Raw genomic sequence first — 23,494 nt, 5'->3', positions numbered from 1 at the left:
TCAGGAGAGGTAGATGGCCTTGGATACGCAGACCGAAATCGCGCCCTACGACGCGCCCGAAAAAGACCTCTACGAGATCGGAGAGATGCCGCCGCTCGGCCATGTGCCGAAGCAGATGTATGCCTGGGCGATCCGCCGCGAGCGTCACGGCGAGCCTGAAACCGCGATGCAGGTCGAGGTGGTCGATACCTGGAAGCTGGACAGCAACGAGGTGCTGGTTCTGGTGATGGCCGCCGGCGTCAACTACAACGGCGTCTGGGCGAGCCGCGGTGAGCCGATCAGCCCCTTTGACGTCCACAAGCAGGACTACCACATCGCCGGATCGGATGCCTCGGGCATCGTCTGGGCCGTGGGCGAGAAGGTCAAGCGCTGGAAGGTCGGCGACGAGGTCGTGGTGCATTGCAACCAGGACGATGGCGACGACGAATACTGCAATGGCGGCGACCCGATGTATTCGCCCAGCCAGCGGATCTGGGGCTACGAGACCGGCGACGGGTCGTTTGCCCAGTTCGCCCGTGTGCAGGCGCAGCAGTTGATGCCGCGGCCGAAGCATCTGACCTGGGAAGAGGCCGCCTGCTACACGCTGACGCTGGCCACGGCCTACCGGATGCTGTTCGGCCATGCGCCGCACGATCTGCAGCCGGGCCAGAACGTGCTGGTCTGGGGGGCTTCTGGCGGTCTGGGCTCCTACGCGATCCAGCTCATCAACACCGCGGGCGGCAACGCGATCGGGGTGATCAGCGACGAATCCAAGCGCGACTTCGTCATGGGGCTGGGCGCCAAAGGCGTTATCAACCGCAACGATTTCAAGTGCTGGGGCCAGCTGCCCAAGGTCAACAGCGAGGAATATAATGCCTGGCTGAAAGAGGCGCGCAAGTTCGGCAAGGCGATCTGGGACATCACCGGCAAGGGCGTCAATGTCGACATGGTGTTCGAGCATCCCGGCGAGGCGACCTTCCCGGTCTCGTCGCTGGTGTGCAAGAAGGGCGGCATGGTCGTGATCTGCGCCGGCACCACGGGCTTCAACTGCACCTTCGACGTGCGCTACATGTGGATGCACCAGAAGCGCCTGCAGGGCTCGCATTTCGCGCATCTGGCGCAAGCCTCTGCCGCGAACAAGCTGATGCTCGAGCGCCGGCTCGATCCCTGCATGTCCGAGGTCTTCCCCTGGGCCGAGATCCCGGCCGCGCATATGAAGATGCGCCGCAACGAGCACAAGCCGGGCAACATGGCGGTGCTGGTCCAGGCGCCGCGGACGGGCCTGCGCACCTTCGAGGACGCGCTCGAGGCCGGCCGCAAGGCCTGAGCCCGGCGCAAGACGTGATCCGCGCCCGCGCCGTGACACCACGGCGCGGGCGTTTCCGATTCGTCCCAAGCGAAATCAACGGGTTGCCCGAATCACCCCCGTCAATATCGGGGAGTTGATCGTAAGGATTCGATAAGGAAGACTCTGCATGCTGTGGTTGAGTGTCCGCCAGTAAATCCGCTTGCGCGAGAGTGAAAATGCAATACGAATGGATCCTAGACGTGCTGACCGATCTCAAGGCCTTCGCCAAGGGCAACGGGTTGTCGGCCCTGGCCGAGCAGCTTGACGACGCATCGCTTGTGGCAGCCGCCGAGATCGCTCAGGTCGCGGGCAACATGGCCGGAGGCGTGGCTCTGGATGCAAACAAGGCTGGCAGGCGGTATTGCGGCGCTTCAGCAAGCGACAACGCTTGAGGAGCTGCGCGCCGCCGTCAGCGGCCTGCGCGACCAGTACGAGGTCGAGCATTTCGTCTACCACTCGGTCAATTCGACCGGCCAGCAATACGCGGTCCTGACCTACGCGGCCGATTGGGTCGACCGCTACATCGAGCAGGACTACGCCCGCATCGACCCGGTGGTCCAGGGCTGTTTCCGCCGCTTTCACCCCGTCGACTGGAAGCTTCTCGACTGGTCGGGGCGCCCGGCCCGCGCCTTCCTCTCCGAGGCGATCGACGCGGGCGTTGGCAACCAGGGCTTCTCGGTGCCGATCCGCGGCCCGAACGGCCAGTTCGCCATGTTCACGGTTTCCGACCGCTCCGGCGATGCCCGCTGGCGAAACTTCACCGCCGAACATGTCGCGGACCTGATCCTCATCGCGCATTTCATCAACCTGAAGGCGCTCGAGATCGAACGCGGGACCGACTACCGCGCCCTGCACAGCCTCAGCCCGCGCGAGGTCGACGCCCTGACCAAGCTCGCGATGGGGCTGAACCGCGCCCAGGCCGCCGACAGCCTCGCGATCTCGGAACATACCTTGCGCGCCTATGTCGAGAGCGCGCGGTTCAAGCTCGGCGCGGCCAACACCACCCAGGCGGTCGCGCGGGCGATCGCCGAGGGCTTCGTGCTGATCTGAGATCCGTCCGGCTAGGCCGGTATTAACCAAGCTTCGCTAAGCCGTTCTCCATCTTGATGGAGGGCAGAATGCTACGATTCCTGACTGGCGAAGAACTTACCGACTATCCGCTCCTGCGCGACACGATGTTTGCAGACCGCGCGAAACAGTTCCGGGAACGGCTCGGCTGGGCCGTGCGCGTGGACGCCCAGGGCTTCGAGCGGGACGAATACGACGCGCTCAACCCGACCTACGTGCTCTGGCAAAGGCCGGACGGCCGCCACGGCGGCTCGATGCGGTTCATGCCGACGCTCGGCCGCTGCATGGTGAACGAGCATTTCTCGGCCCTCGCGGGCGGGCGGCGCTTCGCGCATCCGAAGGTCTGGGAATGCACCCGCTTCTGTCTGGGAGAACAGGCGCCGGCGATGGTGTCGGCCGCGCTGATGCTCGGCGGCGCGCAGCTCGGCGTCGGGCTCGGCCTCTCGCGCGCGGTCGGCGTCTTCGACGCGCGCATGGTCCGCATCTACCGCCTGCTCGGCTGGCAGCCGACGGTGCTCGGCTCGACGGGCGAGGGGTCGGACGCGATCAGCCTCGGCCTGTGGGAGTTCTCCGAGGAGGTCCGCCGCCGGGTGGCGCGCAAGGCCGGCATCGCGCCGGAGCTGGCGCAGGCCTGGTTCGAGCGCGACACCGATGGCCGCAGGGCGCTGCCGGCCGCGATCTAAACCTGCTGGCGTCGGCGGGGGCGGGACGCTAGGGTCGCGCCGATGTCGGCGCCCGCGCTCACCTTTTCCGATGACCAGGCTGAGGCCTGGGACCGCGTCGCCGAACTTCTCGGCGGCGCGGGGATCGACCTCATCGAGGGAACGCTCACCGCGGCGGCGGCGGGAAGGCCCTCGGTCCTCGCGGTGATCGGCAAGGCCGGCTCGGGCAAGACCATGCTGCTCGCGGCGCTGACGAAGGCGCTGGCCGAGGCCGGGGTCGACACGATCTCGGGCGATTACGAGGGCAAGCGCCGCAAGGAGCGGCGCACGCTCGCGATCCTTGCGCCAACCAACAAGGCGGCGAGCGTGCTGCGCAATCGCGGCGTGCCGGCGACGACGATCCACCGTATCCTCTACACCCCGGTCTACGACCCCGAATATGAGAAGATCGCCGAATGGCTGATCGGCAACGGCGAGCGCCCGGTGATCGAGGGGCTGACCGACACCGCGCTCGACCGCGCCAAGGCGTTCCACGACCAGGTGAAGTCGATCCCCGGCGCGCTCGCTGCCGCGGGCCTGCGCGGCTCCGACTTCATCCGTGGCTGGAAGCGGCGCGAGGATGCGCTCGACATCGGCTTCGTCGACGAGGCCTCGATGCTCGACGAACGCCAGCTAGAGGATCTGAAGGAGATCTTCCCGACGCTCGTGCTCTTCGGCGATCCCGCCCAGCTCGCCCCGGTCGGCCAGTCCGGCGAGATGGTCTTCGACAAGCTGCCGGAGCGGAAGAAGCTGACGCTGCACCGGATTCACCGCCAGGCGGACGACAACCCGATCCTCGACCTCGCCCATGCGCTCGCCGACCCCGACCTGACCTTCGAGAGCTTCGAGCGTATGGTCGCCGAGGCCGCCCGCCGCGACGACCGCGTGCGCTGGGCGGAGCGGGTGGACTCGGGGCTTATGGCGCGCTCGCCGGTGCTCGTCTGGCGCAACCAGACCCGGATCCGGCTGATCCAGGCCTTCCGCGCCGCGTATGGCGCGCCGCCCGACGCGCTCCTGCCCGGCGAGCCGCTGATCTGCGACGGCATCGAACTACCCTTGAAGCACCGCAAGAAGCGCATCGACCTCGAGGCGCGCGGGCTGATCAAGGGCGCGCAGGTGATCTATCTCGGCCCCGGCAAGAAACCGGGATTCGCGAAGCTCCATGTCATCGGCGCCGAGGATCCGCAGGTCTCCGCCGCCTCGATCATCAAGATCGAGCTGCCCGACGAGGAGGAGCCCTTCATCCCCGCCGCCGCGACGATGGGCGCGGCCTTCCTGCACGGCGCGGCGGTCACGATCCACAAGGCGCAGGGCTCGCAATGGCCCGAGGTCCAGGTCTTCGCCCCCGACCTCTTCGTCGCCGCCCGCACCGGGCGGATGGAGGCCGGCATTCCGCTCTGGAAACGCCTCGCCTATGTCGCCATCACCCGTGCCGAGACGCGGCTCCACTGGGTGGTCCGCAACCGCCTCGCCCGCCCGGCCGACCCCCTGACGACCGCCGACCTGCCGAAGGCCGCGACGCCGCTCTCGCTGGTCTCCGAGAGCGACAGCTGACCCCTTCATCGTGCCAAAAATATCCCCGCCGGAGGCATCCGCCGCTTTCGGCGCGCGACCGGCCGCCGTCCGCTTCCCATCGCGCATCCCCGCCGCTAGTGTCACAGCAAAGAGAGGTGAGCCCATGCGCTGCGTTTTCGTCCAGTTCCGCTGCCAACCCGGCAAGACCTACGAGGTCGCCAACGAGATCTACGACCGCGAGGTTGTGTCCGAGCTCTATTCCACCTCGGGCGACTACGATCTCATCGCCAAGATCTACATCCCCGAGACCGAGGATGTCGGCCACTGGCTGACCGAGAAGCTCTTCGACATTCCCGGCATCAGCCGCACGCTGACCACGATGACCTTCCGGGCGTTCTGACATGGCCGCCACGCTCGTCGTCACCGGCGCCTCGGCGGGGATCGGCCGGGCGGTCGCGGAACGCTTTCTCGACGGCGGCTGGAATGTTGCGATGCTCGCCCGCCGCAAGGCGGTGCTCGACGGGATCGCGAAAGGACGCGGCAACGCGCTGGCGCTCGGCTGCGACGTCAGGGATGCCGCGGCCGTCGATGCTGCCTTCGATGCCGCCGCCGCGCGGTTCGGGCGGATCGACGTGCTCTTCAACAACGCGGGCATCATGCGGCAAGGCGGCCTCATCGACGAGATTCCGCTCGAAACCTGGTCGGACATGCTCGCGGTGAACCTTACCGGCATGTTCCTCTCCGCTCGCGCAGCGTTCCGGCAGATGCGGGCCCAGATGCCGCAGGGCGGACGGATCATCAACAACGGCTCGATCTCGGCCCATGCGCCGCGGCCGGGCTCGGTCTGCTACACGACAACGAAGCACGCGGTTACGGGGCTCACGAAGACGCTGGCGCTCGACGGGCGGTCCTATGGTATCGCCTGCGGCCAGATCGACATCGGCAACGCCGCGACCGAGCTCGCGGCAAAGATCGCCGAGGGCGTGCCGCAGGCCGACGGCTCGGTCCGGGCCGAACCTATGATGGCGGTCGCGGACGTGGCCGAGACGGTCTGGTCGATGGCGACGCTGCCCCCTGGCACGAACATGCTCTCGGTGACGGTGATGGCGACGAACATGCCGTTCGTCGGCCGCGGATAGCGGTCCGCACAGCCCGCCGTCAGCCCTTGAAGTACCGGAACACCGCCGACGCGATCCAGCCCGCGGCGATGGCGATGACGATCGACAGTATCCCGTAGATCAGCGGCTGCTGGTGCGCGAGGTTGTAGAGCCAGCGTTCCATCCCGACCTTCTGCACCGCGAGATTGGTCGTGTAGCTCGTCACCACCTGCTTGTTGCGGGTCAGGTAGAGCGTCACCTTGTAGGTGCCCTCGGTCAGGTTGGCGGGCAGCGTGACCGAGGTCTTGAACAGCGTCTGGTCGAAGAAGGCGATGGTGTTCGGCCGGAACTGGTAGTCGCCCCGGTTGGCGCGGATGCGGATCAGTGCCTCGGTGAAGGACGGGGCGTCCTGGATCGTCATCGGCGCCCCGACCGATCGGATCGCCTGCGGAATCGAGATCTTGTAGCGCAGATCCTCGGTCGCAGACAGGATCTGGTTGAACGGCCGCGAAGTGGCGACCGCGTAGAACGAGGGCGCGAGGTCGACCTCCACCGCGTCGGTGTTCACCCAGATCCCCGCCACCCGCTCCTTGCGGCGCACGACGATCGGCCGCGATGGACCGGCGACGGTGATGATGACCGACAGCGGCTCGGTGATCGAGATCGGCGTCTCGCGCTTGACCGCGCCGAAGAGGATCAGCTCCGACCCGTCGAAATCGGCGGTGATCGGCACCTGGCGCTGGCTCAGATCGGCGACGATCTGTTCTTCGGCGGCAGCCGCCGGGCGCAGGAAGGCCGCGAGCAGGGCGGCGAGGAGGGCGAACCGGGCGATCATGCGTGCCCCACCGGTCCGAGCGAGTAGATCTCGGACGGCGTCAGCAGGAGATCGAGCGCCAGCTTGGCGCAGACCGCAAGCACCATCACCGCGAGCAGGATCCGAAGCTGTTCGGCCTTGAGCCTTGTGCCGATCATCGCACCGAACTGCGCGCCGACCACGCCACCGACGAGCAGAAGCACGGCGAGCGGAAGATCGACCGTGTAGTTCATCGTCGCATGGAGAAGCGTCGTGAAGCCGGTGACGAAGATGATCTGGAAGAGCGAGGTGCCGACCACGACCTTGGTCGGCATGCCGAGGAGGTAGATCATCGCCGGCACCATGATGAAGCCGCCGCCCACGCCCATGATTGCCGCGAGGACGCCCACGAGCACGCCGACGATGAGCGGCGGGATGACCGAGATATAAAGGCCCGAGGTGCGGAACTTCATCTTCAGCGGCAGGTTATGAATCCAGTTGTGCTTCTTGCGCGCCGGCGCGGTGCCGGTCTTCTTGGCACGGCGGATCGCGCGCAGGCTCTCGACGAACATCAGAAGCCCGATGATGCCGAGGAAGACGACGTAGCAGAGCTTCACCAGGAGATCGACCTGGCCGAGGCTACGCAGCATCGCGAAGACCTGTACCCCAACGGCCGCGCCGACAAGGCCGCCGACGAGGAGCACGGTACCCATCCTCAGGTCCACCGTCTTGCGCTTGAGATGCGCGAGCACGCCGGAAAACGAGGAGGCGACGATCTGGTTCGCCTCGGTCGCCACCGCGACGGCGGGCGGGATGCCGATGAAGAACAGGAGCGGCGTCATCAGGAAGCCGCCGCCGACCCCGAACATGCCCGACAGCATGCCGACAATGCCGCCCAGCCCCAGAAGCAGGAACGCGTTGACGGATACCTCGGCGATGGGCAGATAGATCTGCATTGGGATGCCGCTGTTGCCGGTGAAAACCCTAGTCAAGTCATGCCCCTATGCGGGGGCGGTGTCAAACCCTCGAAGACCCTCGGTTCGCGCCAGATCGCACGCTCCGGTAAGTCCAGCGCCCCGGCGCCCTAGCGTTCCTTGACATAGGGCTCGCCGCCCGCGCGTGGCGGGATGGCGCGGCCGACGAAACCGGCGAGGATCACCACGGTCAGGATATAGGGCAGGGCCTGCATGAACTGGACCGGCAGCACGACGGCGCCGAGGTCGATGTTCTGGTAGCGGTTGGCGATGGCTTCGAGGAGGCCGAAGAGCATCGTGGCGCCGAGCGCGTACCACGGCCGCCACTTCGCGAAGATGAGCGCGGCAAGCGCGATGTAGCCGCGCCCCGCCGTCATCTCCTTCACGAAGCCGGCCGAGAGCCCGGTCGCGAGATAGGCGCCGGCGAGCCCGCAGAGAAGCCCGCAGATCGCCACCGCCGCGTAGCGCATCCTGACGACCGAGATCCCGGCGGTGTCGACCGCCGCCGGGTTCTCGCCCACCGCCCGGAGCCTGAGGCCGAAGCGCGAGCGGTAGAGCACCCACCAGGCGGCTGGCACCGCGGCGAAGGCGACGTAGACGAGGACCGAATGGCCGGAGATGAGCTCGCGGTAGAGGGGGCCGGCCACGGGGACGGGCAGCAGCACCTCGGCGAACGGCAACTCGATGGGCGCGAAGCGCGCGGCGCCTTCGAGGGAGGGCGTCCGCCCGCCAAGCGCGAACCACTTCTGGCCGATGAGCACGGTGAGCCCCGAGGCGAGGAAGTTGATCGCGACGCCCGAGATGAGCTGGTTGCCGCGGAAGGTGATGGAGGCAAGCCCGTGCAAAAGCGCCAGCGCGAGGGAGGCGCAGAGCCCCGCCGCGACGCCGATCCAGACCGAGCCGCTCACCGCCGCGATGGCGGCGGCGGCGAAGCCCGCCATCAGCATCTTGCCCTCGAGCCCGATGTCGAAGATGCCCGCGCGCTCGGAAAAAAGCCCGGCGAGGCAGGCCAGGAGCAGGGGCGTGCCGAGCCGCACCGTGGAGTCGAGGATCTGGAGGATGGTGGCGTAGTCCATGGCTCAGCTCCTCGACGTGGCCAGCGTGAAGGCGGCGAAGGTGAAGACGCCGCCGAGCCCGGCCTCGATCCAGCGGCGGGCGCGCCCATAGGCGGCGCGGACCGGGCGGGAGGACAGAAGGAGCGCATAGGCGGCGTGGCCGGCGAAGGAATTGACGAAGGTTCCGACCACGAAGAAGGCGATGACGGGCAGGGGCGCGTCGCCGACGCCGCCGGCGGAGGCGATCGCGAGCCAGAAGAGGATCGCCTTGGGGTTCGAGACCTGAAGCAGGAACCCCGCGAGCGCGGTGCGGGTGAGGCTTTTCGGCGGGGTCGCCGTGAGATCGAGCGGCACGGGGTTCAGCGCCTTGCCGAAGGCGCGCCAGGCGAGCCAGAGGAGGTAGCCCGCGCCGATCGCGCGGATGAGCGTCATCAGCTCCGCCACCTGCGCAAAGAGGGCCGCAATCCCGATCACGGTCGCGAGCGACAGGATGATCGAGCCGCAGGCGACGCCGAAGGCGGTGGTGACGGCGGGCATCCGGCCGCGGCTGGTCGCGACGCCGAGGATCAGCGCGACCGACGGGCCGGGGGAGGCGATGCCGACGGCCTGGATCGACCAGGCGAGGAGAAGCTGCGGCAGGTACTCGGTCATCGCCGCGCCTCCCCGTCGGGGCGCCTGAGCGCGAGGAAGAGGCGTTCGAGCGGCATCCGCACCATGTTGTCGAGCGCGCCGGTGAAGAGGATCACCAGCGCCTGGATCACGGTGATGAGCTCGCGCGGGATCGTCGTCCAGAGCGCGAGCTCGGCCCCGCCCTGGAAGAGGAAGCCGAAGAGAAGGGCGGCGAGGAACACTCCGAACGGATGCGAGCGGCCCATCAGCGCAACCGCGATGCCGATGAAGCCCGCGCCCTCGACCGCGTTGAGGATGAGCCGCTTCTGCTCGCCCATCGTCGCGTTGATCGCCATCATCCCCGCGAGCGCGCCGGAGATGAGGAGCGCGTACATGGTGATCTTGACCGGCGAGATCCCGGCGTAGACGGCGGCCGGCTCCGACCGGCCGAAGGCGCGGATCATGTAGCCGAGCCGCGTGCGCCAGATGAGAAGCCAGACCGCGACGCAGGCGGCGAGCGCGATGAAGAGCGTGACGTTGACGGGCGTGCTCTTGAAGAGGGGCATGCCGAGGGCCGAGGTCATGTCGAAGAGCGTGGGCAGCTTCGCGCCCGCCGGGAACCGCGCGGTCGCGGGATCCATCGAGCCCACCGGCCGCATCACGTTGACCAGGAGGTAGTTCAGCAGTGAGGCGCCGATGAAGTTGAACATGATCGTGGTGATCACGATATGGCTGCCGCGCTTGGCCTGAAGCCAGGCTGGCACCGCCGCCCAGGCGGCGCCGAAAACCGCCGCGCCCACCGTCGCTGCGGCGAGCGCCAGCGTCCAGTGCGGCCAGTCGAAGGCGAGGCAGACCACCGCGACGCCGAGGCCGCCCAAGGTCGCCTGCCCCTCGCCGCCGATGTTGAACTGGCTGGCGTGGAAGGCGACCGCCACGGCGAGCCCGGTGAACATGAAGTTGGTGGCATAGTAGAGCGTGTAGCCCCAGCCATAGGCCGAGCCGAGCGCGCCGGTGAGCATGATCTGCAAGGCTTCCACCGGGTTTTCGCCGATGGCGAGGATCACGAGCGCCGAGATCACGAAGGCGAGGACCACGCTGATCAGGGGCACGAGGACCACATCGGCCCAGTCGGGAAGTCGCTTCATGTCGCCTCCGTCTTCACGATCTCGGATTTCCTGTAGCTGCCCTTCCAGAGCGCGAGAACCAGCGCGGCGCTGTCGTCGGTATCCATCGAATGGGTCTCGTAGGGCGCGTGATGGCGGAGCGCACCCGGGCCGAGCCGGGTGCGGGGCGAGCGGTCGGAACTGAAGACGGCGTTGCCGGCCAGCACGGCATATAGCTCCTCGGGCTCGTGGCGGTGAGGCGGGTAGTGCAGGCGCGGCCCGATATGCATGATGCAGACCAGGCCGGATGGAATGACAAGCGGCCCGTCCGGCGCGGCGATCGGCGCCCAGGCATAGCCGGTGGCGAAGGCGCCGACATCGGCGGTCGTGTAGCTCGACCGCCAGCTCAGGCGCGCCGCCTCTGCGGCTATGGCGGCGCAGAGCGCGCGGGTCTCGGCCGGGGCGGTATCGGCGAGCCGGTCGAGCTCGTTGGGCACAGGGCGAGCGAACCCGTCGGCCGGCGGCGGCGCCGGGCGCTCCTGCGGTTCCCGTGGCAGCCCGTCGAGAAACTCCGCCGCCGGGGCGTCGCAGCCGCGCAGATGGGCGAGGACCGCCGGCCAGAGGTCCCTTGCGCTCATGCCGCTGCCCCGCTCACGCCGGCCATCAGGAGGCCAAGTTCGCGCTCGTCGGTCTTTTCGGGCAGGCGCTCGCCCATGATGCGGCCGTCGAACATGACGGCGATGCGGTCACTGAGGCTCATGATCTCGTCGAGCTCGACGCTGACCAAGAGCACCGCCTTGCCCGCATCGCGCAGCTCCACGATGCGCTTGTGGATGAACTCGATGGCGCCGATGTCGACGCCGCGGGTCGGCTGGCCGACGAGGAGGAGGTCGGGGTTCCGCTCGATCTCGCGGGCGAGGATGATCTTCTGCTGGTTGCCGCCGGAAAAGCTCTTGGCGGCAAGCGTCGGGATCGGCGGGCGGACGTCGAAGCGTTCCATCTTGCCCGCCGTGTCGGCGAGGATCGCGTCGTTGTCCATCAGAAGGCCGTTCTTCTGGTAGGCCGGGTCGTGGTGGTAGCCGAAGGCCACGTTCTCCCACGCGGTGAAATCCATGATCATGCCGAGATGCTGGCGATCCTCCGGCACATGGGCGATGCTGTTCGCGCGCCGTGACTGACCGTCGGAATGGTTGCCGGTGAGGTCAAGCTCCTTGCCGTTCAGCCGGACCGAGCCGGTGCCGCGGGCGATGCCGCCGAGGACGGCCAGAAGCTCGGACTGGCCGTTGCCGGCGACCCCGGCGATGCCGAGGATCTCGCCCGCGTGGATCTTGAGCGAGATGCCCTTGAGCCGCTCCACCCCGTCCTCGTCGGTGACGCGCAGGTTGTCGATCTCCAGCACCGTCTGGCCGGGATGCGCCGGTCCCTTGGGCACGTTGAGGAGCACCTTGCGCCCGACCATCAGCTCGGCGAGCTGCTCGGGATTGGTGTCGGCGGTCATCACCGTCGCGGTCATCTCGCCGCGGCGCATCACGCTGACGGTGTCGGTGATCTCCATGATCTCACGGAGCTTGTGGGTGATCAGGATGATCGTCTTGCCCTGCTCCTTGAGGTTTTTCAGGATGCGGAAGAGGTGATCGGCCTCGGCGGGGGTCAGGACCCCGGTCGGTTCGTCGAGGATGAGGATGTCGGCGTGGCGGTAGAGCGCCTTGAGGATCTCCACCCGCTGCTGGTGGCCGACGCTCAGTTCCTCGATCATCGCATCGGGGTCGACGTCGAGCTCGTATTCCTCGGCAAGTTCGCCAAGCACCTTGCGCGCCTTGGCGAGCGAGGGGGTCAGGAGCGCCCCGTCCTCGGCGCCGAGGATGACATTTTCAAGGACGGTGAAGTTCTGCACCAGCTTGAAATGCTGGAAGACCATGCCGATCCCGGCGCGGATCGCGGCCTGGCTGTCGGGGATCTGCGTCGCGCGGCCGTCGATGAGAATCTCGCCGCGATCGGCTTTGTAGAAGCCGTAGAGGATCGACATCAGCGTCGACTTGCCGGCGCCGTTCTCGCCGATGATGCCGTGGATCGTGCCCTTCTCGACGCGGATCGAGATGTCCCTGTTCGCCTGGACCGGGCCGAAGGCCTTCGAGATCCCGCGAAGCTCGATGGCGGGAGCGGCAGTCGCCTGCCGCTCCGTCTGGAGGCGCTGAGCCATGCCGGGGCTCAGCTCACCGGGCAGGTGTTGTCGGACATGTAGTCGTGGACCGAGATCTCGCCCGACTTGATCTTCTCGGCCGCCGCATCCACGGCCGCCTTCATCTCGTCGGTGACGAGGGCCGCGTTGTTGTCGTCGAGCGAGTAGCCGACGCCCTCGGCGGTGAGGTCCATCACGTTGATCCCGGTTTCAAGGTCGGGACCGGCCTTGAAGGCCTCGTAGACCGCGTTGTCGACGCGTTTCATCATGGAGGTCAGCACCTTGCCCGGATGCAGGTGGTTCTGGTTCGAGTCGACGCCGATCGAGAGGATGCCCTCGTCGGCGGCGGCCTGCAGCACGCCGATCCCGGTGCCGCCGGCGGCGGCGTAGATCACGTCGGCACCTTGCGCCTTCTGCGCCTTGGCGAGCTCGGCGCCCTTCACCGGGTCGTTCCAGGCGGCGGGCGTGGTGCCGGTCATGTTCTCGATCACGGTGGCGTCCGGGTTGGCGGCCTTCACGCCCTGCACATAGCCGCAGGCGAACTTGCGAATGAGCGGGATGTCCATGCCGCCGATGAAGCCCACGGTGCCGGTCTTCGAGGCCATCGCCGCCATCATGCCGACGAGGTAGGATCCCTGCTCCTCGGTGAAGACGACGGAGCGGACGTTGGGCTGCTCGACCACCATGTCGATGATCGCGAACTTGGTGTCGGGGAAGTCGGGGGCCACGGTGTTGAGGACGTCGCCAAAGGCGAAGCCGGTCATAACCACCGGGTTGGCGCCGGTCTCGGCGAGCCGGCGCAGCGCCTGTTCGCGCTGGGCCTCGGACTGCATCTCGAGTTCCTTGTAGGTGCCGCCGGTCTCTTCCTTCCAGCGTTCGGCGCCGGCGAAGGCGGCCTCGTTGAACGACTTGTCGAACTTGCCGCCGAGATCGAAGATCAGGGCCGGGTCGGCCAGCGCGGCGCCGGAGGTCAGCGCCAGCGTCGCGGCCGCGCCGAGGAATGTCTGCTTGAGGGTCATGGATCGCTCCCGGTTATTGCTTTGCGCATCCGCGTCCGCGGTCGCGTCCCGATGACGGCCGGTCACGCGCGGATTGCATCGATTAGGGCGAATGCACCGAAGCCGGTCAATAGCTATTTGGGGCTGACGGGGCGGAAGTTTGACTCTTTGGTCAAGGTCGCGCCGCCATCAGCACCGCATCGACGCGGCTGCCGCCCGGCGTGAGGTAGTAGCCGCGCCGCCGCGCGGTTTCGGCGAAGCCATGCCCCGCGTAAAGCGCGAGCGCGGCCGCATTGTCGGCGGCAACCTCGAGGAAGGCGGTCTCGGCGCCCGCCGCGCGGGCGGCGTCGAGGAACCCGGCAAGCAGCCTTGCGCCGATGCCCTGCCGCCGCGCGGCGGGGGCGACGGCGACGGTGAGCAGTTCGGCCTCGCCGGCGATGGCGCGACCGATGAGGAAACCCCTGTCCTCGACGATCAGGAAGGCGCCCGGCGTGGTCAGGAGCGCGGCGATCTCGGTGGCCGACCACGGCCGGGGATGGGAAAAGGCGGCCCTGTGGATCGCGGCCAGCCGCTCGGGATCGGCGGTCACGGCAGGATCGCGGGGCCGGTGTCGCGCGCGGGCGCGGCATCGGCGGGGCGGAGGTAGAGCGGGGCGGGGCGCGGCGTCGCGCCCTGCCAGCGGGTTGCGGCAACGCGGGCGATGTGGACGGCAAGCCGGTCTGCCGGCACGGCATCGAGCCGCAGGACCGGCGCGTCGAGCGATGCGAGCGCGGTGTCGGGCAGGATTTCCGGTGCGCTTGGCGCATCCCCGCGGCGCTGGGCGTAGACCGTGCCGCGCGGTCCGGGGATCACCGCCCAGAACGGCGCCGCGCGGTCCGGGTCGGCGGCCTCGAAGCCGGAGACGCCCACCGCGGGGATGCCGAGCGCGAGTGCCAGCCCGCGCGCGGCGGCGACGGAGATGCGGATGCCGGTGAAGTTGCCCGGCCCGATGCCGACGCCGAGCGCGTCGAGGTCGCGCCAGCCGTGGCCCGCCGCCGCGAGAAGTTCCTCGAGCATCGGCATCAGCCGCTCGGCCTGGCCGCGGCCCATCTCCTCGGCGCGGGCAGCGAGAACCGTGTCGCCGGAAACGAGCGCGGCCGCGCAATGCGCGGCCGAGGTGTCGAAAGCCAGGATCAGCGGGCCGGCCATGCGTCAGGCGGCGACCGGACGGACCTCGGTCACTTCCGGGATGTAGTGGCGCAGAAGGTTCTCGATCCCCATTTTCAGGGTCAGCGTCGAGGACGGGCAGCCGGCGCAGGCGCCCTGCATGTGCAGGTAGACGACGCCGCGGTCGAAGCCGTGGAAGGTGATGTCGCCGCCGTCCTGCGCCACGGCCGGGCGCACACGGGTGTCGAGCAGCTCCTTGATCTGGCGCACGATCTCGGCATCCGGGCCGTCATGGGCGGCATGGCCCGAGGCCACCTGCTCGCCCTCGATCACCGGTTGGCCGGACTGGAAATGCTCCATGATCGCGCCGAGGATCGCCGGCTTGACATGTTCCCAGAGCACCGCCTCGGCCTTGGTCACGGTGACGAAATCTGTGCCGAGGAAGACCCCGGTCACGCCCTCGACCGCGAAGATCCGCCGCGCGAGCGGCGAGTTCGCCGCGGCATCGGGCTGCGGGAAGTCCGCGGTGCCGGTCTCCAGCACCGTCTGGCCCGGCAGGAACTTGAGCGTGGCGGGGTTCGGCGTGGATTCGGTCTGGATGAACATGTCGGGGCCTCCGTTGCGCATTGGATATGCGCCCGGGGCCGGGGCGAGTCAAGGAATGGAACGATTCTAAGATGAGCCGCCGTCCGGCTTGGGATAGTGCGAACGCCAGTCTTGGCGTCGAGGCTCAGGAGCGGGTGTGATGATACGCATAAGACGCAGGCGGTCAGCGGTTCGCGTTGCAATGGTTACTCGACAAAGCCTTCGCGCTTGAAACGTACCTTTGCCTCGGGGCCGCGTTCGTCGAGATCATAGAGCGCTGTCCGCTTCGACAGGTATGCACGCCATGTACGCTCAGGTGCTTGGCTGATGCGCACACCATGCATAATGTGCATCTTTGGTCCAAGCTCGGTAATGCGCATGCCGCTGCCGTTTGTGCTGTTGGCGGCGATCAACTTCCTGATGTTGCGGTCAAGCTCCGTGACGCCGGGTGAGGTCGGTGAGGTTGTCGGGACGGGAGCGCTGATCGCGCTACGGAGCAGCGCAAAGGTGGTGCAGGCCGAACGAAACCCCGGGGGCGCCTTCGTCTCGCCCGCGCCGACGACTTTGAGGCCGCGCTCGCGCAGGCGGGTGGCCAGATGGGTGAAGTCGCCGTCCGAACTGGCAATGACGAATGTCGTGAAAGATTGGGTCAGCGCGATTTCCATCGCGTCTATTGAAAGCAGGAGGTCGGCCGCGTTCTTGCCGGTGCCGGCGTGGATGAGACGGTAGCCCCGAGCCTGGTGCCAGTCGCTGTTGCGGCTCGCGTCCGTATAGACCCGCATGACATCCACAACGCCCGAACGCTCCGCAACTTCGCGGATGGGAAGGGCAAATGTCGCATTGATATTGTCGCCATCAACAAACACCGCGACGCGGTCACCCATGACGAACTCCGTTCAAATAGCTGACAAACAACGAAAACGAACATTGCCGTGAACGAACGCTGCGTCAATATCGTAGAGCGATTGCCTGCCCGGATTAAGCAACCATTAATTGTGTTCATTGCGCCGGATGAGCCCGGCGTTTCAGTCGTGAAAGCCCGGACGCCCGTATTCGGGGATGAACTGCTGGGCGATGCCGGCGAGGAGGAGGTAGAGCGAGGTGATCGCGAGGCCCCAGTGCGCCAGTTCCCCGGGCGCGAAGTCGACCCAGGCGGCGCGGGCGGCAAAGCCCACCCAGGCGAGCGCCATCGGTAGGGTGATCCAGCGCCAGCGTTCGGTGCGGACCGGGTGGACGAATTTCAAGTTGGTGAACATCGAGACGGCGAGCGCGACGATGATCGCGGTCATCAGGTAGAAGTTCGGCTCCAGCGCGAAGAGGACGAGCACGACCATGTTCCAGCAGGCCGGGAAGCCCGCGAAGGAATTGTCCTTGGTCTTCATCCTCGTGTCGACGAAGTAGATCGCGCTCCCGTAGGTGATGACGATGATCGCGAGCCAGCCGGTCCAGCCCGGCAGGAGCCCGGACTGGAAGAGCGCGAAGGCCGGGATGAAGACGTAGGTCAGGTAGTCGATGATGAGGTCGAGAAGCACCCCGTCATAGGTCGGCCAGTTGGTCTTGACGTGGTAGTGGCGCGCGAGCGGGCCGTCGATGCCGTCGACGATGAAGGCGACGACGAGCCAGAGGAACATCAGGCTCCACTTGCCCTGGACGGCGGCGAGCATGGCCAGCATCGACAGGACCGCGCCAGTGGCGGTGAAGAGGTGGACGGCAAGGGCCTTGATCTGCGGCGTCATCGGGTCACCCCTTCGATTGGACGGTGGCGGCGCGGGGGTGCGCCCGGTCATAGATCTCCATCAGCCGGGCCGTGTCGACCGCCGTATAGGTCTGGGTCGTGGAGAGCGAGGCGTGGCCGAGCAGTTCCTGGATGGCGCGGAGATCGCCGCCGGCGGCCAGGAGATGGGTGGCGAAGCTGTGGCGCAGCGCGTGCGGCGTCGCGGTGGCGGGCAGGCCGAGCCCGGCGCGGGCCGATTCCATCGCCCGCGAGATCAGCCGCGGGTTCAAGGGGCCGCCGCGGGCGCCGCGGAAGAGCGCCGCCCCGGGCTCGTCGGCGACCGGGAAGGGGCAGAGCCGGACGTAATCGGCCACCGCCCGCCGCGCCACCGGCAGCGTCGGCACGACGCGCTCCTTGCCGCCCTTGCCGAGGATCCGGAGCGTCTCGGGCAGCGGGCTTGCGGCGCCGGTGAGGCCGAGCGCCTCGGAGATCCGGAGCCCGCAGCCGTAAAGCAGCGTCACCACCGCCGCGTCGCGGGCGGCGATCCATTCCTCGCGCGGCTGGGTGCCGATCTGGCCGATCACCTCGCGCGCCGCGTCCTCGGACAGCGGGCGCGGCAGCTTGCGCTGGAACTTGGGGCTGCGCGCGGCGAGGATCGCGGTCGGGTCGAAGCCCTCGCGCTCGGCGAGCCAGCGGGTGAAGCTCTTGACCGCCGAGAGGTTGCGGGCGAGCGAGCGGGCCTGGGTGCCGCGGGAGCGTTCATGCGCCATCCAGGCGCGCATGTCGGTCTGGGTCACGCGGCCAAGCCGCGCGGGGCCGATGCTTTCGCCCCCGTGGGCGGCGAGGAAGCCGAGGAAGCCCGCGACATCGGTGCGGTAGGCGCGCAAGGTGTTCTCCGCCGCGCCTTCGAGGGCCGAGAGATGGTCGAGCCACGTCGACAGCGCGTCGCGCAGGGCGTCAGAAAGCGCCAGGCTCATCGCCCCGCGCTCAGCCCAGCCAGCGCCGCATCGCGCGTTCGAAGACTGCCGCGAGGAAGGCGAGAAGGTCGGTGCCCTGGTTGGCGCGGAACTGGTGCGGATCCTCGGCGCCAAGCGCCAGCATGCCGGGCAGGCGGCCCGGCCCGAGATCGAGCCGCAGCGCCGCCTCGGAGCGGATCCAGTCGCCGGACTTGCCGTAGATCGTCGCAAGCTCCGGCAAGGCCGGGCGCAGCACGACGGGGCGGCTCGCGGTCGGCCGGCCGCCGGCGAGATAGTTGTCGACGAAGCCCGGTTCGGCGACGCAGAGCACGTCGCCCAGCCGGTCGAGCGCCTGTTCGCGCTCGGCCTGCCTGGTCTCGAGCACGAGCCGCACGGAATCGACGCGCAGGATCTGCGCCACCTCGCCGCCGAGGTCGCGGACGAACTCCTCGAAATTGATCGGATCGAGTATACGCAGGATCGCGCGGTGGATCTGGTTGGTGCCGGCGAGGTTCTCGTAAGCGGCGGCAATGACCGAGCGGTGCGTGTCCTCGAGCCGGTCGAGCCGGGCCTCGAGCCTCTCCATCGCGATGCCGCGGAGGTCGACGATATTGGCGCCCATCGCGCGTTCGTTGGCCCCGATCAGGGCCCGCATCAGGTCGCGATCCTCAAGGATGACCTCGGGTTCGGCGAGGAGCCGGTCCCTGACTTCTGCCGCGATGTTTGCCCTCTCGCCCATCTCCGCCCTCATCTCGATTTCTGGTTTTGAAGGAACTCTAACAGGCCCTTAGCCGGATTGCCTCAACTTTTTGTCGTCACGGCGACGCGGCGGATCAACCGTGCCGGTCGGGTCCGCCGCGCGCTGCGAAGGTTCAGAGAATCTTCTGCCCGGTCTTGGCCCAGTCCTTGAGGAACTGATCGAGGCCCTTGTCGGTCAGGACATGGTTGGCCATCGCCTTGATCACCGCGGGCGGGGCGGTCATCACGTCGGCGCCGATCTTGGCGCATTCGATGACATGGTTCACCGAGCGGATCGAGGCGGCTAGGATCTCGGTCTTGAAGTCGTAGTTGTCGTAGATCGTACGGATGTCGTGAATCAGCTCCACCCCGTCGAGATGGATGTCGTCGAGCCGGCCGATGAAGGGCGAGATGAAGCTCGCGCCGGCCTTCGCCGCGAGGATCGCCTGCGCGGACGAGAAGCAGAGTGTCACGTTGACCATGTGGCCTTCGGATGCGAAAGCCTTGCAGGCGGTTAGGCCGTCCCAGGTGAGCGGCACCTTGATCGCGATGTTCGGGGCGATCTTGGCAAGCTTCATGCCTTCGGCAATCATCTCCTTGGCCTCGGTGGCCACGACTTCGGCGGAAACGGGGCCCGAGACCATGTCGCAGATCTCTTTCGTGACCTCGACGATGTCACGGCCCGCCTTGAGGATGAGCGAGGGGTTGGTGGTGACCCCGTCGACCATGCCGAGATCGGCGAGTTCACGGATGGCGGCGGTGTCGGCGGTATCGACGAAAAATTTCATGGGCGGCGTTCCCGGATTGAGGCTTGCGTTCGGGCGTCCTTCTAGCGCAAGCGCGGCCGGGCCGGAACCCGTCATCGGGGGGCGGCTTGGCTGATCTCTCCTTCTTTGACGGCGGCGCGCTGGTTTCGGTGCTGACGACCGAGCCTTTGGGCCGCGCGCTCGACTACCGCGCGCCGGAGGGGGGCTGCTTTCTCGGCGCCTTCGTCGAGGTGCCTTTGGGCCCGCGCCGGGTTCTCGGCGTGGTCTGGGGGGCGGGCGAGGGCGGCTATGACCTAGCCAAGGTGCGCCCGGTGACGCGGGTTCTCGATGCGGCGCCGATGAGCGAGGCGATGCGAGCCTTCCTGGTCCGCGTGGCCGACTACACGCTGACGCCGATGCCGGCGATGCTGCGGCTCGCGACCCGTGCGCCCGGTCTTGCCGATCCGCCGGGGCCGCGCCGGGTCTACCGCAAGGGCTGGGCCGAGCCCGACCGGATGACCGAGGCGCGGGGGCGGGTGCTCGATGTGCTCGACGAATATGGTGGGGCGGCCTTCACGCTCGGCGAGTTGGCCGGGCTTGCCGGGGTGTCCTCGGGCGTTGTGAAGGGGCTGGTGAAGCAGGGTGCGGTGGCTGAGGAAGAGGCGCCGCGCGACCTGCCCTATCCGTCTCTCGATCCCGATCTTCAGGGCAAGGCGCTGGCGGACGATCAGGCGGCGGCGGCGGGGCGGCTCTGCGCGGGCATCCGTGCCGGGCGCTACGGGACGACGCTCCTGAAGGGCGTGACCGGCTCGGGCAAGACCGAGGTCTATCTGGAGGCGGTGGCCGAATGCCTGCGGGCGGGCCGGCAGGCGCTGGTGCTGCTGCCGGAAATCGCGCTGACGGCGGAGTTCCTGACGCGCGTCGAGGCGCGGTTCGGCGCGATGCCCGGCGAGTGGCATTCCGGCGTGACCCAGACCGAGCGGCGGCGGCTCTGGCGGATGGCGGGCGAGGGCGGTGTCGGTCTGGTCGTCGGCGCGCGCTCGGCGCTCTTTCTGCCCTTCCGTGATCTCGGGCTCATCGTCGTCGATGAGGAGCACGACACCTCCTACAAGCAGGAGGACGGGGTGCTCTACAATGCCCGCGACATGGCGGTGCTGAGGGCATCCTTTTGCGACGCGCAGGTGGTGCTGGCCTCGGCGACGCCCTGTCTCGAGACCTGGGCCAATGCCGAGGCGGGCAAGTATGCGCGCATCGACCTCACCTCGCGCTTCGGCGTGGCGGAGATGCCGGAACTCATGGCGGTCGACATGCGCGCCGAGGCGCTGGAGCCCAACCGCTGGATCGGGCCGACGCTGGTCCGGGCGGTGACGGCGCGGATCGCGGCCGGGGAGCAGGCATTGCTGTTCCTCAACCGACGCGGCTATGCGCCGGTCACGATCTGCCGCGCCTGCGGCCACCAGATCGGTTGCGAGCATTGCGACGCGCGGATGGTCGAGCACCGGTTCCTGAAGCGCCTCGTCTGCCACCAGTGCGGCGAGACGAAGCCGATGCCCGCGGCCTGCCCCTCCTGCGGCGTCGAGGGGCGGCTCGCGCCGGTGGGGCCGGGGGTGGAGCGGCTCGCCGAGGAGGTGGCGGAACGAATCCCGGAGGCGCGGGTGGCGGTGCTCTCGTCGGACCTCTTCGGCTCGGCCCGCGCGCTGAAGGAGAAGATCGCCGAGATCGCGGGCGGCGGGGCCGACATCATCATCGGAACGCAACTGGTGGCCAAGGGTCACAACTTTCCCTTGCTGACGCTTGTCGGCGTGATCGATGCCGATCTCGGGCTGCAAGGGTCGGATCTGAGGGCGGCGGAGCGGACCTTCCAGCTCATGCGCCAGGTCTCGGGCCGGGCGGGCCGGGGGGCGCGGCCGGGCGTGGCGATGCTGCAGACCTGCCAGCCGGACCACGCGGTGATCCGGGCGATCCTCTCGGGTGACGAGGAGGCGTTCTGGCAGGCCGAGGCGGGCGAGCGGCAGGCGGCGGGGATGCCGCCCTATGGCAGGCTCGCCGGGATCGTGCTGTCGTCGCCCGACGTTCAGACGGTCTTCGACTTCGGCGCCGAGCTTGCGCGCCGTGACGCGCCGCTGAGGCGGATCGGGGCGCAGGTCTTCGGCCCGGCGCCGGCGCCGGTGGCGCGGGTCAGGGGGCGGCACAGGGTGCGGCTTCTGGTGAAGGCGGCGAAGGGGGTGGCGTTGCAGGCGGCTTTGGCGGAGTGGGTCGGGCAGTTGCGGGTGCCGAACAATCTCAGGCTCGCGATCGATATCGACCCGCAGAGCTTCTACTGAGGCGCCGGGGGCGCTGCCCCCGGACCCCCGGGATATTTGTGAAAAGAAGAAGCCGGATGCGTGTGTCGCGGCCAGTTCAGATCAGCTGGTCGTAGGCAGCGAGCGCGATGGCGCGGAGCCGGTCGCGGTCGATGTCGCCGATCACGGCGTAGCTGAGACCGGCATCGTGCCAGTAGAAGCCCTGCGCGGCGCCGGAGGAGAGGAACTGGAAGGCGCTGTTCTCCGCGCCGCCCTCGGGCAGGACATGGAGGGTGAGGCGGCGCCCGGTGTCGTCCTCGTACATGAAGAGGGCCGCGGGGCTCGTGTCGCCGGGCAGGAGCCGGCCGCCCATCAGGCGGAAGCCCTCGGCGGCGAAATCGGGGGCCTTGACCGGGTGGCCGAGGCGTTTGGAGAGCCATTGCACGAGGTGGTCGGCCTGGTCGGAGGCAACCTCGACCGGATGCGCGATCTCGGCGACAAAGGTGACATGGGCGCGAAGCGCGCTGTCGGCGAGGCGGAAGGCGGGGGCGTCGGGCTGGGTGGAGCGGGCGGCGAACCAGCCGGAGGCGGCGCCGATGGCGAGGAGCGCGAGGGCGGCGGCGAGCGCATGGGCGGGGTGGCGGCGCGCCGGCGTCTCGGCGGCGGCGGCGGCGTCTCGGCGGCGGCGGCGAGCCGGGCGCGGAGCGGCGCGGGCAAGGGCTCCTCGGCCACGGGGCCGTAGAGGGCCGCGAGGGCCGCGTCCTGGCGGTCCCATTCGGCGAGCGTTGCCTGTGCCGCGGGATCGGCGGCGATGCGGGCGGCGAGCGCGCTGCGGGCCGCGTCGGTCAGGGCACCGGAGTGGAAGGCGATGAGGTCTTCCTCGCGGATCGGTTCCGGACCGGTCATGTCCTGCCCTCCTTCTTCGCGGGTCGCGGCCCGGCGCGGCCGGTCATCTCGCGCAACGTGGCCCGTGCCCGGCCGAGCCGCGAGACGAGCGTGCCTTCGGGGATGTCGAGGATACTGGCGGCCTCGACGAGGCTCATGCCCTCGAGCGCGACGAGAAGAAGCGCCCGGCGCTGGTCGGCGGGCAGGCGGGCGATCGCCGCCTGCACTTCGCGCAAGTCCATGTGCGCCTCCTGCCGGGCAGGGCCCGAGGGCTCCGCCGGCAGCGTCTCCACCGCGACGAGGTGGCGGCCCTGTGACCGCCGGACCCCGTCGCGGTGGATGTTCAGGAGGATGCGGAACATCCAGGCCCGGACCGGGCCGTCGCCGCGCCAGTGGTGGCGCCGGGCGAGCGCCCGTTCGAGACAGTCCTGGACGAGATCCTCGGCCGCGTCGCGGTCCCGCATCAGCGCATGCGCGTAGCGGCGCAAGCCCGGGATGGCGGCCTCGATCTCGTCCAGAAGGCTCATCGCGTGTCCGATCAGGGTTTGGCGGCGTGCCAGACTTCCTTGACGCCGTCGCCGGTCACGTCGCCCGGGGCGGCATCCTTGACCCAGGTGTAGAGCGGCATGCCCTTGTAGGTCCACTGCATCGTGCCGTCGGTCCGTTCAGTCAGGCCGTAGTCGCCCTCGGCGGCGGCACCTTCGGCGGCCATCAGCGGCGGCCAGTTGGTGGCGCAGTCGTCGTAGCAGGCCGAGGCGCCGCCCTCGTCCTTGTCGAAGGTGTAGAGCGTCATGCCATCGGCATTGGTCAGGACCGCGCCGAGTGTGCTCTCGCCGGTCTTGATGCCGGTCTCGGCGACGGCGGCGGTGCCGGCGATCAGCAGGGCGGCGAGGGTGAGGGGGAAGCGGGGCGAACGGATGGTCATCGGTCTCTCCTCTAGGCCCGGGGATCGGGCCTGGTTGGGGCGCCCGTCGCGGGGACACCTGAGGCAATGACGCGGCGGGGGCGAAATCCATCCCGTGC

Annotated in this window: 27 protein-coding genes; 8 read left to right on the top strand and 19 right to left on the bottom strand. The window is 68.5% G+C overall.

What is annotated here, in order from left to right; all coding sequences use genetic code 11:
- Nucleotides 1–13: 13 nt before the first annotated feature.
- From ccrA to OM960_RS20845, 7 genes are all read left to right on the top strand, one after another.
- Nucleotides 14–1,306 (top strand): crotonyl-CoA carboxylase/reductase, encoded by a 1,293-nt coding sequence (gene ccrA, locus OM960_RS20875; RefSeq protein ID WP_263333864.1) that lies wholly within the window; start codon nt 14–16, stop codon nt 1,304–1,306.
- A gap of 197 nt (nt 1,307–1,503) precedes the next feature.
- Nucleotides 1,504–1,719: a hypothetical protein gene (locus OM960_RS20870; protein ID WP_263333862.1), complete on the top strand. Its 216-nt coding sequence runs from the start codon at nt 1,504–1,506 to the stop codon at nt 1,717–1,719.
- On the top strand, nt 1,664–2,377 hold the full coding sequence (locus OM960_RS20865) for a helix-turn-helix transcriptional regulator (protein WP_264773333.1): 714 nt from the start codon (nt 1,664–1,666) through the stop codon (nt 2,375–2,377). Before OM960_RS20870 ends, OM960_RS20865 begins: the two co-directional genes overlap by 56 nt.
- Before the next feature lie 68 nt (nt 2,378–2,445).
- Nucleotides 2,446–3,078, top strand: a complete 633-nt coding sequence (locus OM960_RS20860) for an acyl-homoserine-lactone synthase (RefSeq protein WP_264773332.1) — start codon at nt 2,446–2,448, stop codon at nt 3,076–3,078.
- A 42-nt stretch (nt 3,079–3,120) separates the two neighbouring features.
- On the top strand, nt 3,121–4,650 hold the full coding sequence (locus OM960_RS20855) for an ATP-dependent DNA helicase (protein WP_264773331.1): 1,530 nt from the start codon (nt 3,121–3,123) through the stop codon (nt 4,648–4,650).
- Between the two features lie 124 nt (nt 4,651–4,774).
- Entirely contained in the window at nt 4,775–5,011 is a 237-nt protein-coding gene (locus OM960_RS20850; protein WP_263333855.1) for an Lrp/AsnC family transcriptional regulator, read from the top strand.
- Nucleotide 5,012: 1 nt separating this feature from the next.
- The gene (locus OM960_RS20845) at nt 5,013–5,750 is read left to right on the top strand and encodes an SDR family oxidoreductase (RefSeq protein ID WP_264773330.1); all 738 of its coding nucleotides are present in this window, start codon (nt 5,013–5,015) and stop codon (nt 5,748–5,750) included.
- A 19-nt stretch (nt 5,751–5,769) separates the two neighbouring features.
- Here OM960_RS20845 and OM960_RS20840 read toward each other — a convergent pair whose 3' ends face one another.
- The 16 genes from OM960_RS20840 to fsa all read right to left on the bottom strand — a co-directional run bounded on the left by OM960_RS20840 (nt 5,770) and on the right by fsa (nt 19,346).
- Nucleotides 5,770–6,543 carry a TIGR02186 family protein gene (locus tag OM960_RS20840; RefSeq protein ID WP_263333851.1) on the bottom strand — a complete coding sequence of 258 codons (774 nt, stop codon included), beginning with the start codon at nt 6,541–6,543 and terminating at the stop codon, nt 5,770–5,772.
- The gene (locus tag OM960_RS20835; protein WP_263333850.1) at nt 6,540–7,457 is read right to left on the bottom strand and encodes a sulfite exporter TauE/SafE family protein; all 918 of its coding nucleotides are present in this window, start codon (nt 7,455–7,457) and stop codon (nt 6,540–6,542) included. The genes OM960_RS20840 and OM960_RS20835 overlap by 4 nt, the downstream gene beginning before the upstream one ends.
- 128 nt (nt 7,458–7,585) lie before the next feature.
- Nucleotides 7,586–8,551, bottom strand: coding sequence for an ABC transporter permease (locus OM960_RS20830; RefSeq protein WP_263333848.1), 966 nt, complete (start codon nt 8,549–8,551; stop codon nt 7,586–7,588).
- 3 nt (nt 8,552–8,554) lie between these two features.
- Nucleotides 8,555–9,181: a LysE family translocator gene (locus OM960_RS20825; RefSeq protein ID WP_264773329.1), complete on the bottom strand. Its 627-nt coding sequence runs from the start codon at nt 9,179–9,181 to the stop codon at nt 8,555–8,557.
- Nucleotides 9,178–10,284, bottom strand: coding sequence for an ABC transporter permease (locus tag OM960_RS20820; RefSeq protein WP_263333845.1), 1,107 nt, complete (start codon nt 10,282–10,284; stop codon nt 9,178–9,180). The genes OM960_RS20825 and OM960_RS20820 overlap by 4 nt, the downstream gene beginning before the upstream one ends.
- Nucleotides 10,281–10,880, bottom strand: a complete 600-nt coding sequence (locus tag OM960_RS20815) for a dimethylsulfonioproprionate lyase family protein (RefSeq protein WP_264773328.1) — start codon at nt 10,878–10,880, stop codon at nt 10,281–10,283. Before OM960_RS20815 ends, OM960_RS20820 begins: the two co-directional genes overlap by 4 nt.
- Nucleotides 10,877–12,442, bottom strand: a complete 1,566-nt coding sequence (locus OM960_RS20810; protein WP_263333840.1) for an ABC transporter ATP-binding protein — start codon at nt 12,440–12,442, stop codon at nt 10,877–10,879. Before OM960_RS20810 ends, OM960_RS20815 begins: the two co-directional genes overlap by 4 nt.
- A gap of 8 nt (nt 12,443–12,450) precedes the next feature.
- Nucleotides 12,451–13,440 (bottom strand): BMP family lipoprotein, encoded by a 990-nt coding sequence (locus tag OM960_RS20805; protein WP_263333839.1) that lies wholly within the window; start codon nt 13,438–13,440, stop codon nt 12,451–12,453.
- Between the two features lie 151 nt (nt 13,441–13,591).
- Entirely contained in the window at nt 13,592–14,008 is a 417-nt protein-coding gene (gene rimI / locus OM960_RS20800) for a ribosomal protein S18-alanine N-acetyltransferase (protein ID WP_264773327.1), read from the bottom strand.
- Nucleotides 14,005–14,607, bottom strand: a complete 603-nt coding sequence (gene tsaB, locus OM960_RS20795; RefSeq protein ID WP_264773326.1) for a tRNA (adenosine(37)-N6)-threonylcarbamoyltransferase complex dimerization subunit type 1 TsaB — start codon at nt 14,605–14,607, stop codon at nt 14,005–14,007. The genes rimI and tsaB overlap by 4 nt, the downstream gene beginning before the upstream one ends.
- Before the next feature lie 3 nt (nt 14,608–14,610).
- Complete coding sequence (locus tag OM960_RS20790) at nt 14,611–15,171, bottom strand: NifU family protein (protein ID WP_263333834.1); 561 nt, start codon at nt 15,169–15,171, stop codon at nt 14,611–14,613.
- Between the two features lie 185 nt (nt 15,172–15,356).
- On the bottom strand, nt 15,357–16,034 hold the full coding sequence (locus OM960_RS20785) for an NYN domain-containing protein (RefSeq protein WP_263333832.1): 678 nt from the start codon (nt 16,032–16,034) through the stop codon (nt 15,357–15,359).
- A gap of 141 nt (nt 16,035–16,175) precedes the next feature.
- A complete protein-coding gene (locus OM960_RS20780) occupies nt 16,176–16,886 on the bottom strand; it encodes a CDP-alcohol phosphatidyltransferase family protein (RefSeq protein WP_263333830.1) in 711 nt (236 codons plus the stop codon).
- A 4-nt stretch (nt 16,887–16,890) separates the two neighbouring features.
- On the bottom strand, nt 16,891–17,841 hold the full coding sequence (locus OM960_RS20775) for a tyrosine recombinase XerC (protein WP_264773324.1): 951 nt from the start codon (nt 17,839–17,841) through the stop codon (nt 16,891–16,893).
- Between the two features lie 10 nt (nt 17,842–17,851).
- The gene (locus tag OM960_RS20770; RefSeq protein ID WP_263333826.1) at nt 17,852–18,559 is read right to left on the bottom strand and encodes a DUF484 family protein; all 708 of its coding nucleotides are present in this window, start codon (nt 18,557–18,559) and stop codon (nt 17,852–17,854) included.
- 133 nt (nt 18,560–18,692) lie between these two features.
- Complete coding sequence (gene fsa, locus OM960_RS20765; protein WP_263333825.1) at nt 18,693–19,346, bottom strand: fructose-6-phosphate aldolase; 654 nt, start codon at nt 19,344–19,346, stop codon at nt 18,693–18,695.
- Nucleotides 19,347–19,432: 86 nt separating this feature from the next.
- Here fsa and OM960_RS20760 point away from each other — a divergent pair, with 86 nt between their 5' ends.
- Nucleotides 19,433–21,628 carry a primosomal protein N' gene (locus OM960_RS20760; protein ID WP_264773323.1) on the top strand — a complete coding sequence of 732 codons (2,196 nt, stop codon included), beginning with the start codon at nt 19,433–19,435 and terminating at the stop codon, nt 21,626–21,628.
- 76 nt (nt 21,629–21,704) lie between these two features.
- On the opposite strand, the gene OM960_RS20755 is transcribed toward OM960_RS20760, so the two are convergent.
- The 3 genes from OM960_RS20755 to OM960_RS20745 all read right to left on the bottom strand — a co-directional run bounded on the left by OM960_RS20755 (nt 21,705) and on the right by OM960_RS20745 (nt 23,396).
- A complete protein-coding gene (locus OM960_RS20755; protein ID WP_264773322.1) occupies nt 21,705–22,361 on the bottom strand; it encodes an anti-sigma factor family protein in 657 nt (218 codons plus the stop codon).
- A gap of 127 nt (nt 22,362–22,488) precedes the next feature.
- A complete protein-coding gene (locus OM960_RS20750; protein ID WP_264773321.1) occupies nt 22,489–22,998 on the bottom strand; it encodes a sigma-70 family RNA polymerase sigma factor in 510 nt (169 codons plus the stop codon).
- An 11-nt stretch (nt 22,999–23,009) separates the two neighbouring features.
- Nucleotides 23,010–23,396 (bottom strand): COG4315 family predicted lipoprotein, encoded by a 387-nt coding sequence (locus OM960_RS20745; protein WP_263333817.1) that lies wholly within the window; start codon nt 23,394–23,396, stop codon nt 23,010–23,012.
- Nucleotides 23,397–23,494 lie beyond the last annotated feature (98 nt).

It is taken from the genome of Defluviimonas salinarum (genome assembly GCF_026013545.1).
In the GTDB taxonomy this organism is placed as follows: domain Bacteria; phylum Pseudomonadota; class Alphaproteobacteria; order Rhodobacterales; family Rhodobacteraceae; genus Albidovulum; species Albidovulum salinarum.
This window is presented reverse-complemented; position numbering and strand designations above follow the sequence as displayed.

Excerpts from the sequence above, each read along its gene's own strand:
- ccrA (WP_263333864.1), top strand. The coding sequence starts at position 14 with ATGGCCTTGGATACGCAGACCGAAATCGCGCCCTACGACGCGCCCGAA.
- OM960_RS20825 (WP_264773329.1), bottom strand. The coding sequence starts at position 9,181 with ATGACCGAGTACCTGCCGCAGCTTCTCCTCGCCTGGTCGATCCAGGCC.
- OM960_RS20850 (WP_263333855.1), top strand. The coding sequence starts at position 4,775 with ATGCGCTGCGTTTTCGTCCAGTTCCGCTGCCAACCCGGCAAGACCTAC.
- OM960_RS20845 (WP_264773330.1), top strand. The coding sequence starts at position 5,013 with ATGGCCGCCACGCTCGTCGTCACCGGCGCCTCGGCGGGGATCGGCCGG.
- OM960_RS20745 (WP_263333817.1), bottom strand. The coding sequence starts at position 23,396 with ATGACCATCCGTTCGCCCCGCTTCCCCCTCACCCTCGCCGCCCTGCTG.
- OM960_RS20840 (WP_263333851.1), bottom strand. The coding sequence starts at position 6,543 with ATGATCGCCCGGTTCGCCCTCCTCGCCGCCCTGCTCGCGGCCTTCCTG.
- tsaB (WP_264773326.1), bottom strand. The coding sequence starts at position 14,607 with ATGGCCGGCCCGCTGATCCTGGCTTTCGACACCTCGGCCGCGCATTGC.
- OM960_RS20750 (WP_264773321.1), bottom strand. The coding sequence starts at position 22,998 with ATGAGCCTTCTGGACGAGATCGAGGCCGCCATCCCGGGCTTGCGCCGC.
- OM960_RS20860 (WP_264773332.1), top strand. The coding sequence starts at position 2,446 with ATGCTACGATTCCTGACTGGCGAAGAACTTACCGACTATCCGCTCCTG.
- OM960_RS20780 (WP_263333830.1), bottom strand. The coding sequence starts at position 16,886 with ATGACGCCGCAGATCAAGGCCCTTGCCGTCCACCTCTTCACCGCCACT.
- OM960_RS20755 (WP_264773322.1), bottom strand. The coding sequence starts at position 22,361 with ATGGGACCGCCAGGACGCGGCCCTCGCGGCCCTCTACGGCCCCGTGGC.
- OM960_RS20815 (WP_264773328.1), bottom strand. The coding sequence starts at position 10,880 with ATGAGCGCAAGGGACCTCTGGCCGGCGGTCCTCGCCCATCTGCGCGGC.
- OM960_RS20835 (WP_263333850.1), bottom strand. The coding sequence starts at position 7,457 with ATGCAGATCTATCTGCCCATCGCCGAGGTATCCGTCAACGCGTTCCTG.
- OM960_RS20785 (WP_263333832.1), bottom strand. The coding sequence starts at position 16,034 with ATGGGTGACCGCGTCGCGGTGTTTGTTGATGGCGACAATATCAATGCG.
- OM960_RS20790 (WP_263333834.1), bottom strand. The coding sequence starts at position 15,171 with ATGTTCATCCAGACCGAATCCACGCCGAACCCCGCCACGCTCAAGTTC.
- OM960_RS20865 (WP_264773333.1), top strand. The coding sequence starts at position 1,664 with ATGCAAACAAGGCTGGCAGGCGGTATTGCGGCGCTTCAGCAAGCGACA.
- OM960_RS20805 (WP_263333839.1), bottom strand. The coding sequence starts at position 13,440 with ATGACCCTCAAGCAGACATTCCTCGGCGCGGCCGCGACGCTGGCGCTG.
- OM960_RS20775 (WP_264773324.1), bottom strand. The coding sequence starts at position 17,841 with ATGAGCCTGGCGCTTTCTGACGCCCTGCGCGACGCGCTGTCGACGTGG.
- OM960_RS20820 (WP_263333845.1), bottom strand. The coding sequence starts at position 10,284 with ATGAAGCGACTTCCCGACTGGGCCGATGTGGTCCTCGTGCCCCTGATC.
- fsa (WP_263333825.1), bottom strand. The coding sequence starts at position 19,346 with ATGAAATTTTTCGTCGATACCGCCGACACCGCCGCCATCCGTGAACTC.
- OM960_RS20855 (WP_264773331.1), top strand. The coding sequence starts at position 3,121 with ATGTCGGCGCCCGCGCTCACCTTTTCCGATGACCAGGCTGAGGCCTGG.
- OM960_RS20810 (WP_263333840.1), bottom strand. The coding sequence starts at position 12,442 with ATGGCTCAGCGCCTCCAGACGGAGCGGCAGGCGACTGCCGCTCCCGCC.
- OM960_RS20830 (WP_263333848.1), bottom strand. The coding sequence starts at position 8,551 with ATGGACTACGCCACCATCCTCCAGATCCTCGACTCCACGGTGCGGCTC.
- OM960_RS20870 (WP_263333862.1), top strand. The coding sequence starts at position 1,504 with ATGCAATACGAATGGATCCTAGACGTGCTGACCGATCTCAAGGCCTTC.
- OM960_RS20770 (WP_263333826.1), bottom strand. The coding sequence starts at position 18,559 with ATGGGCGAGAGGGCAAACATCGCGGCAGAAGTCAGGGACCGGCTCCTC.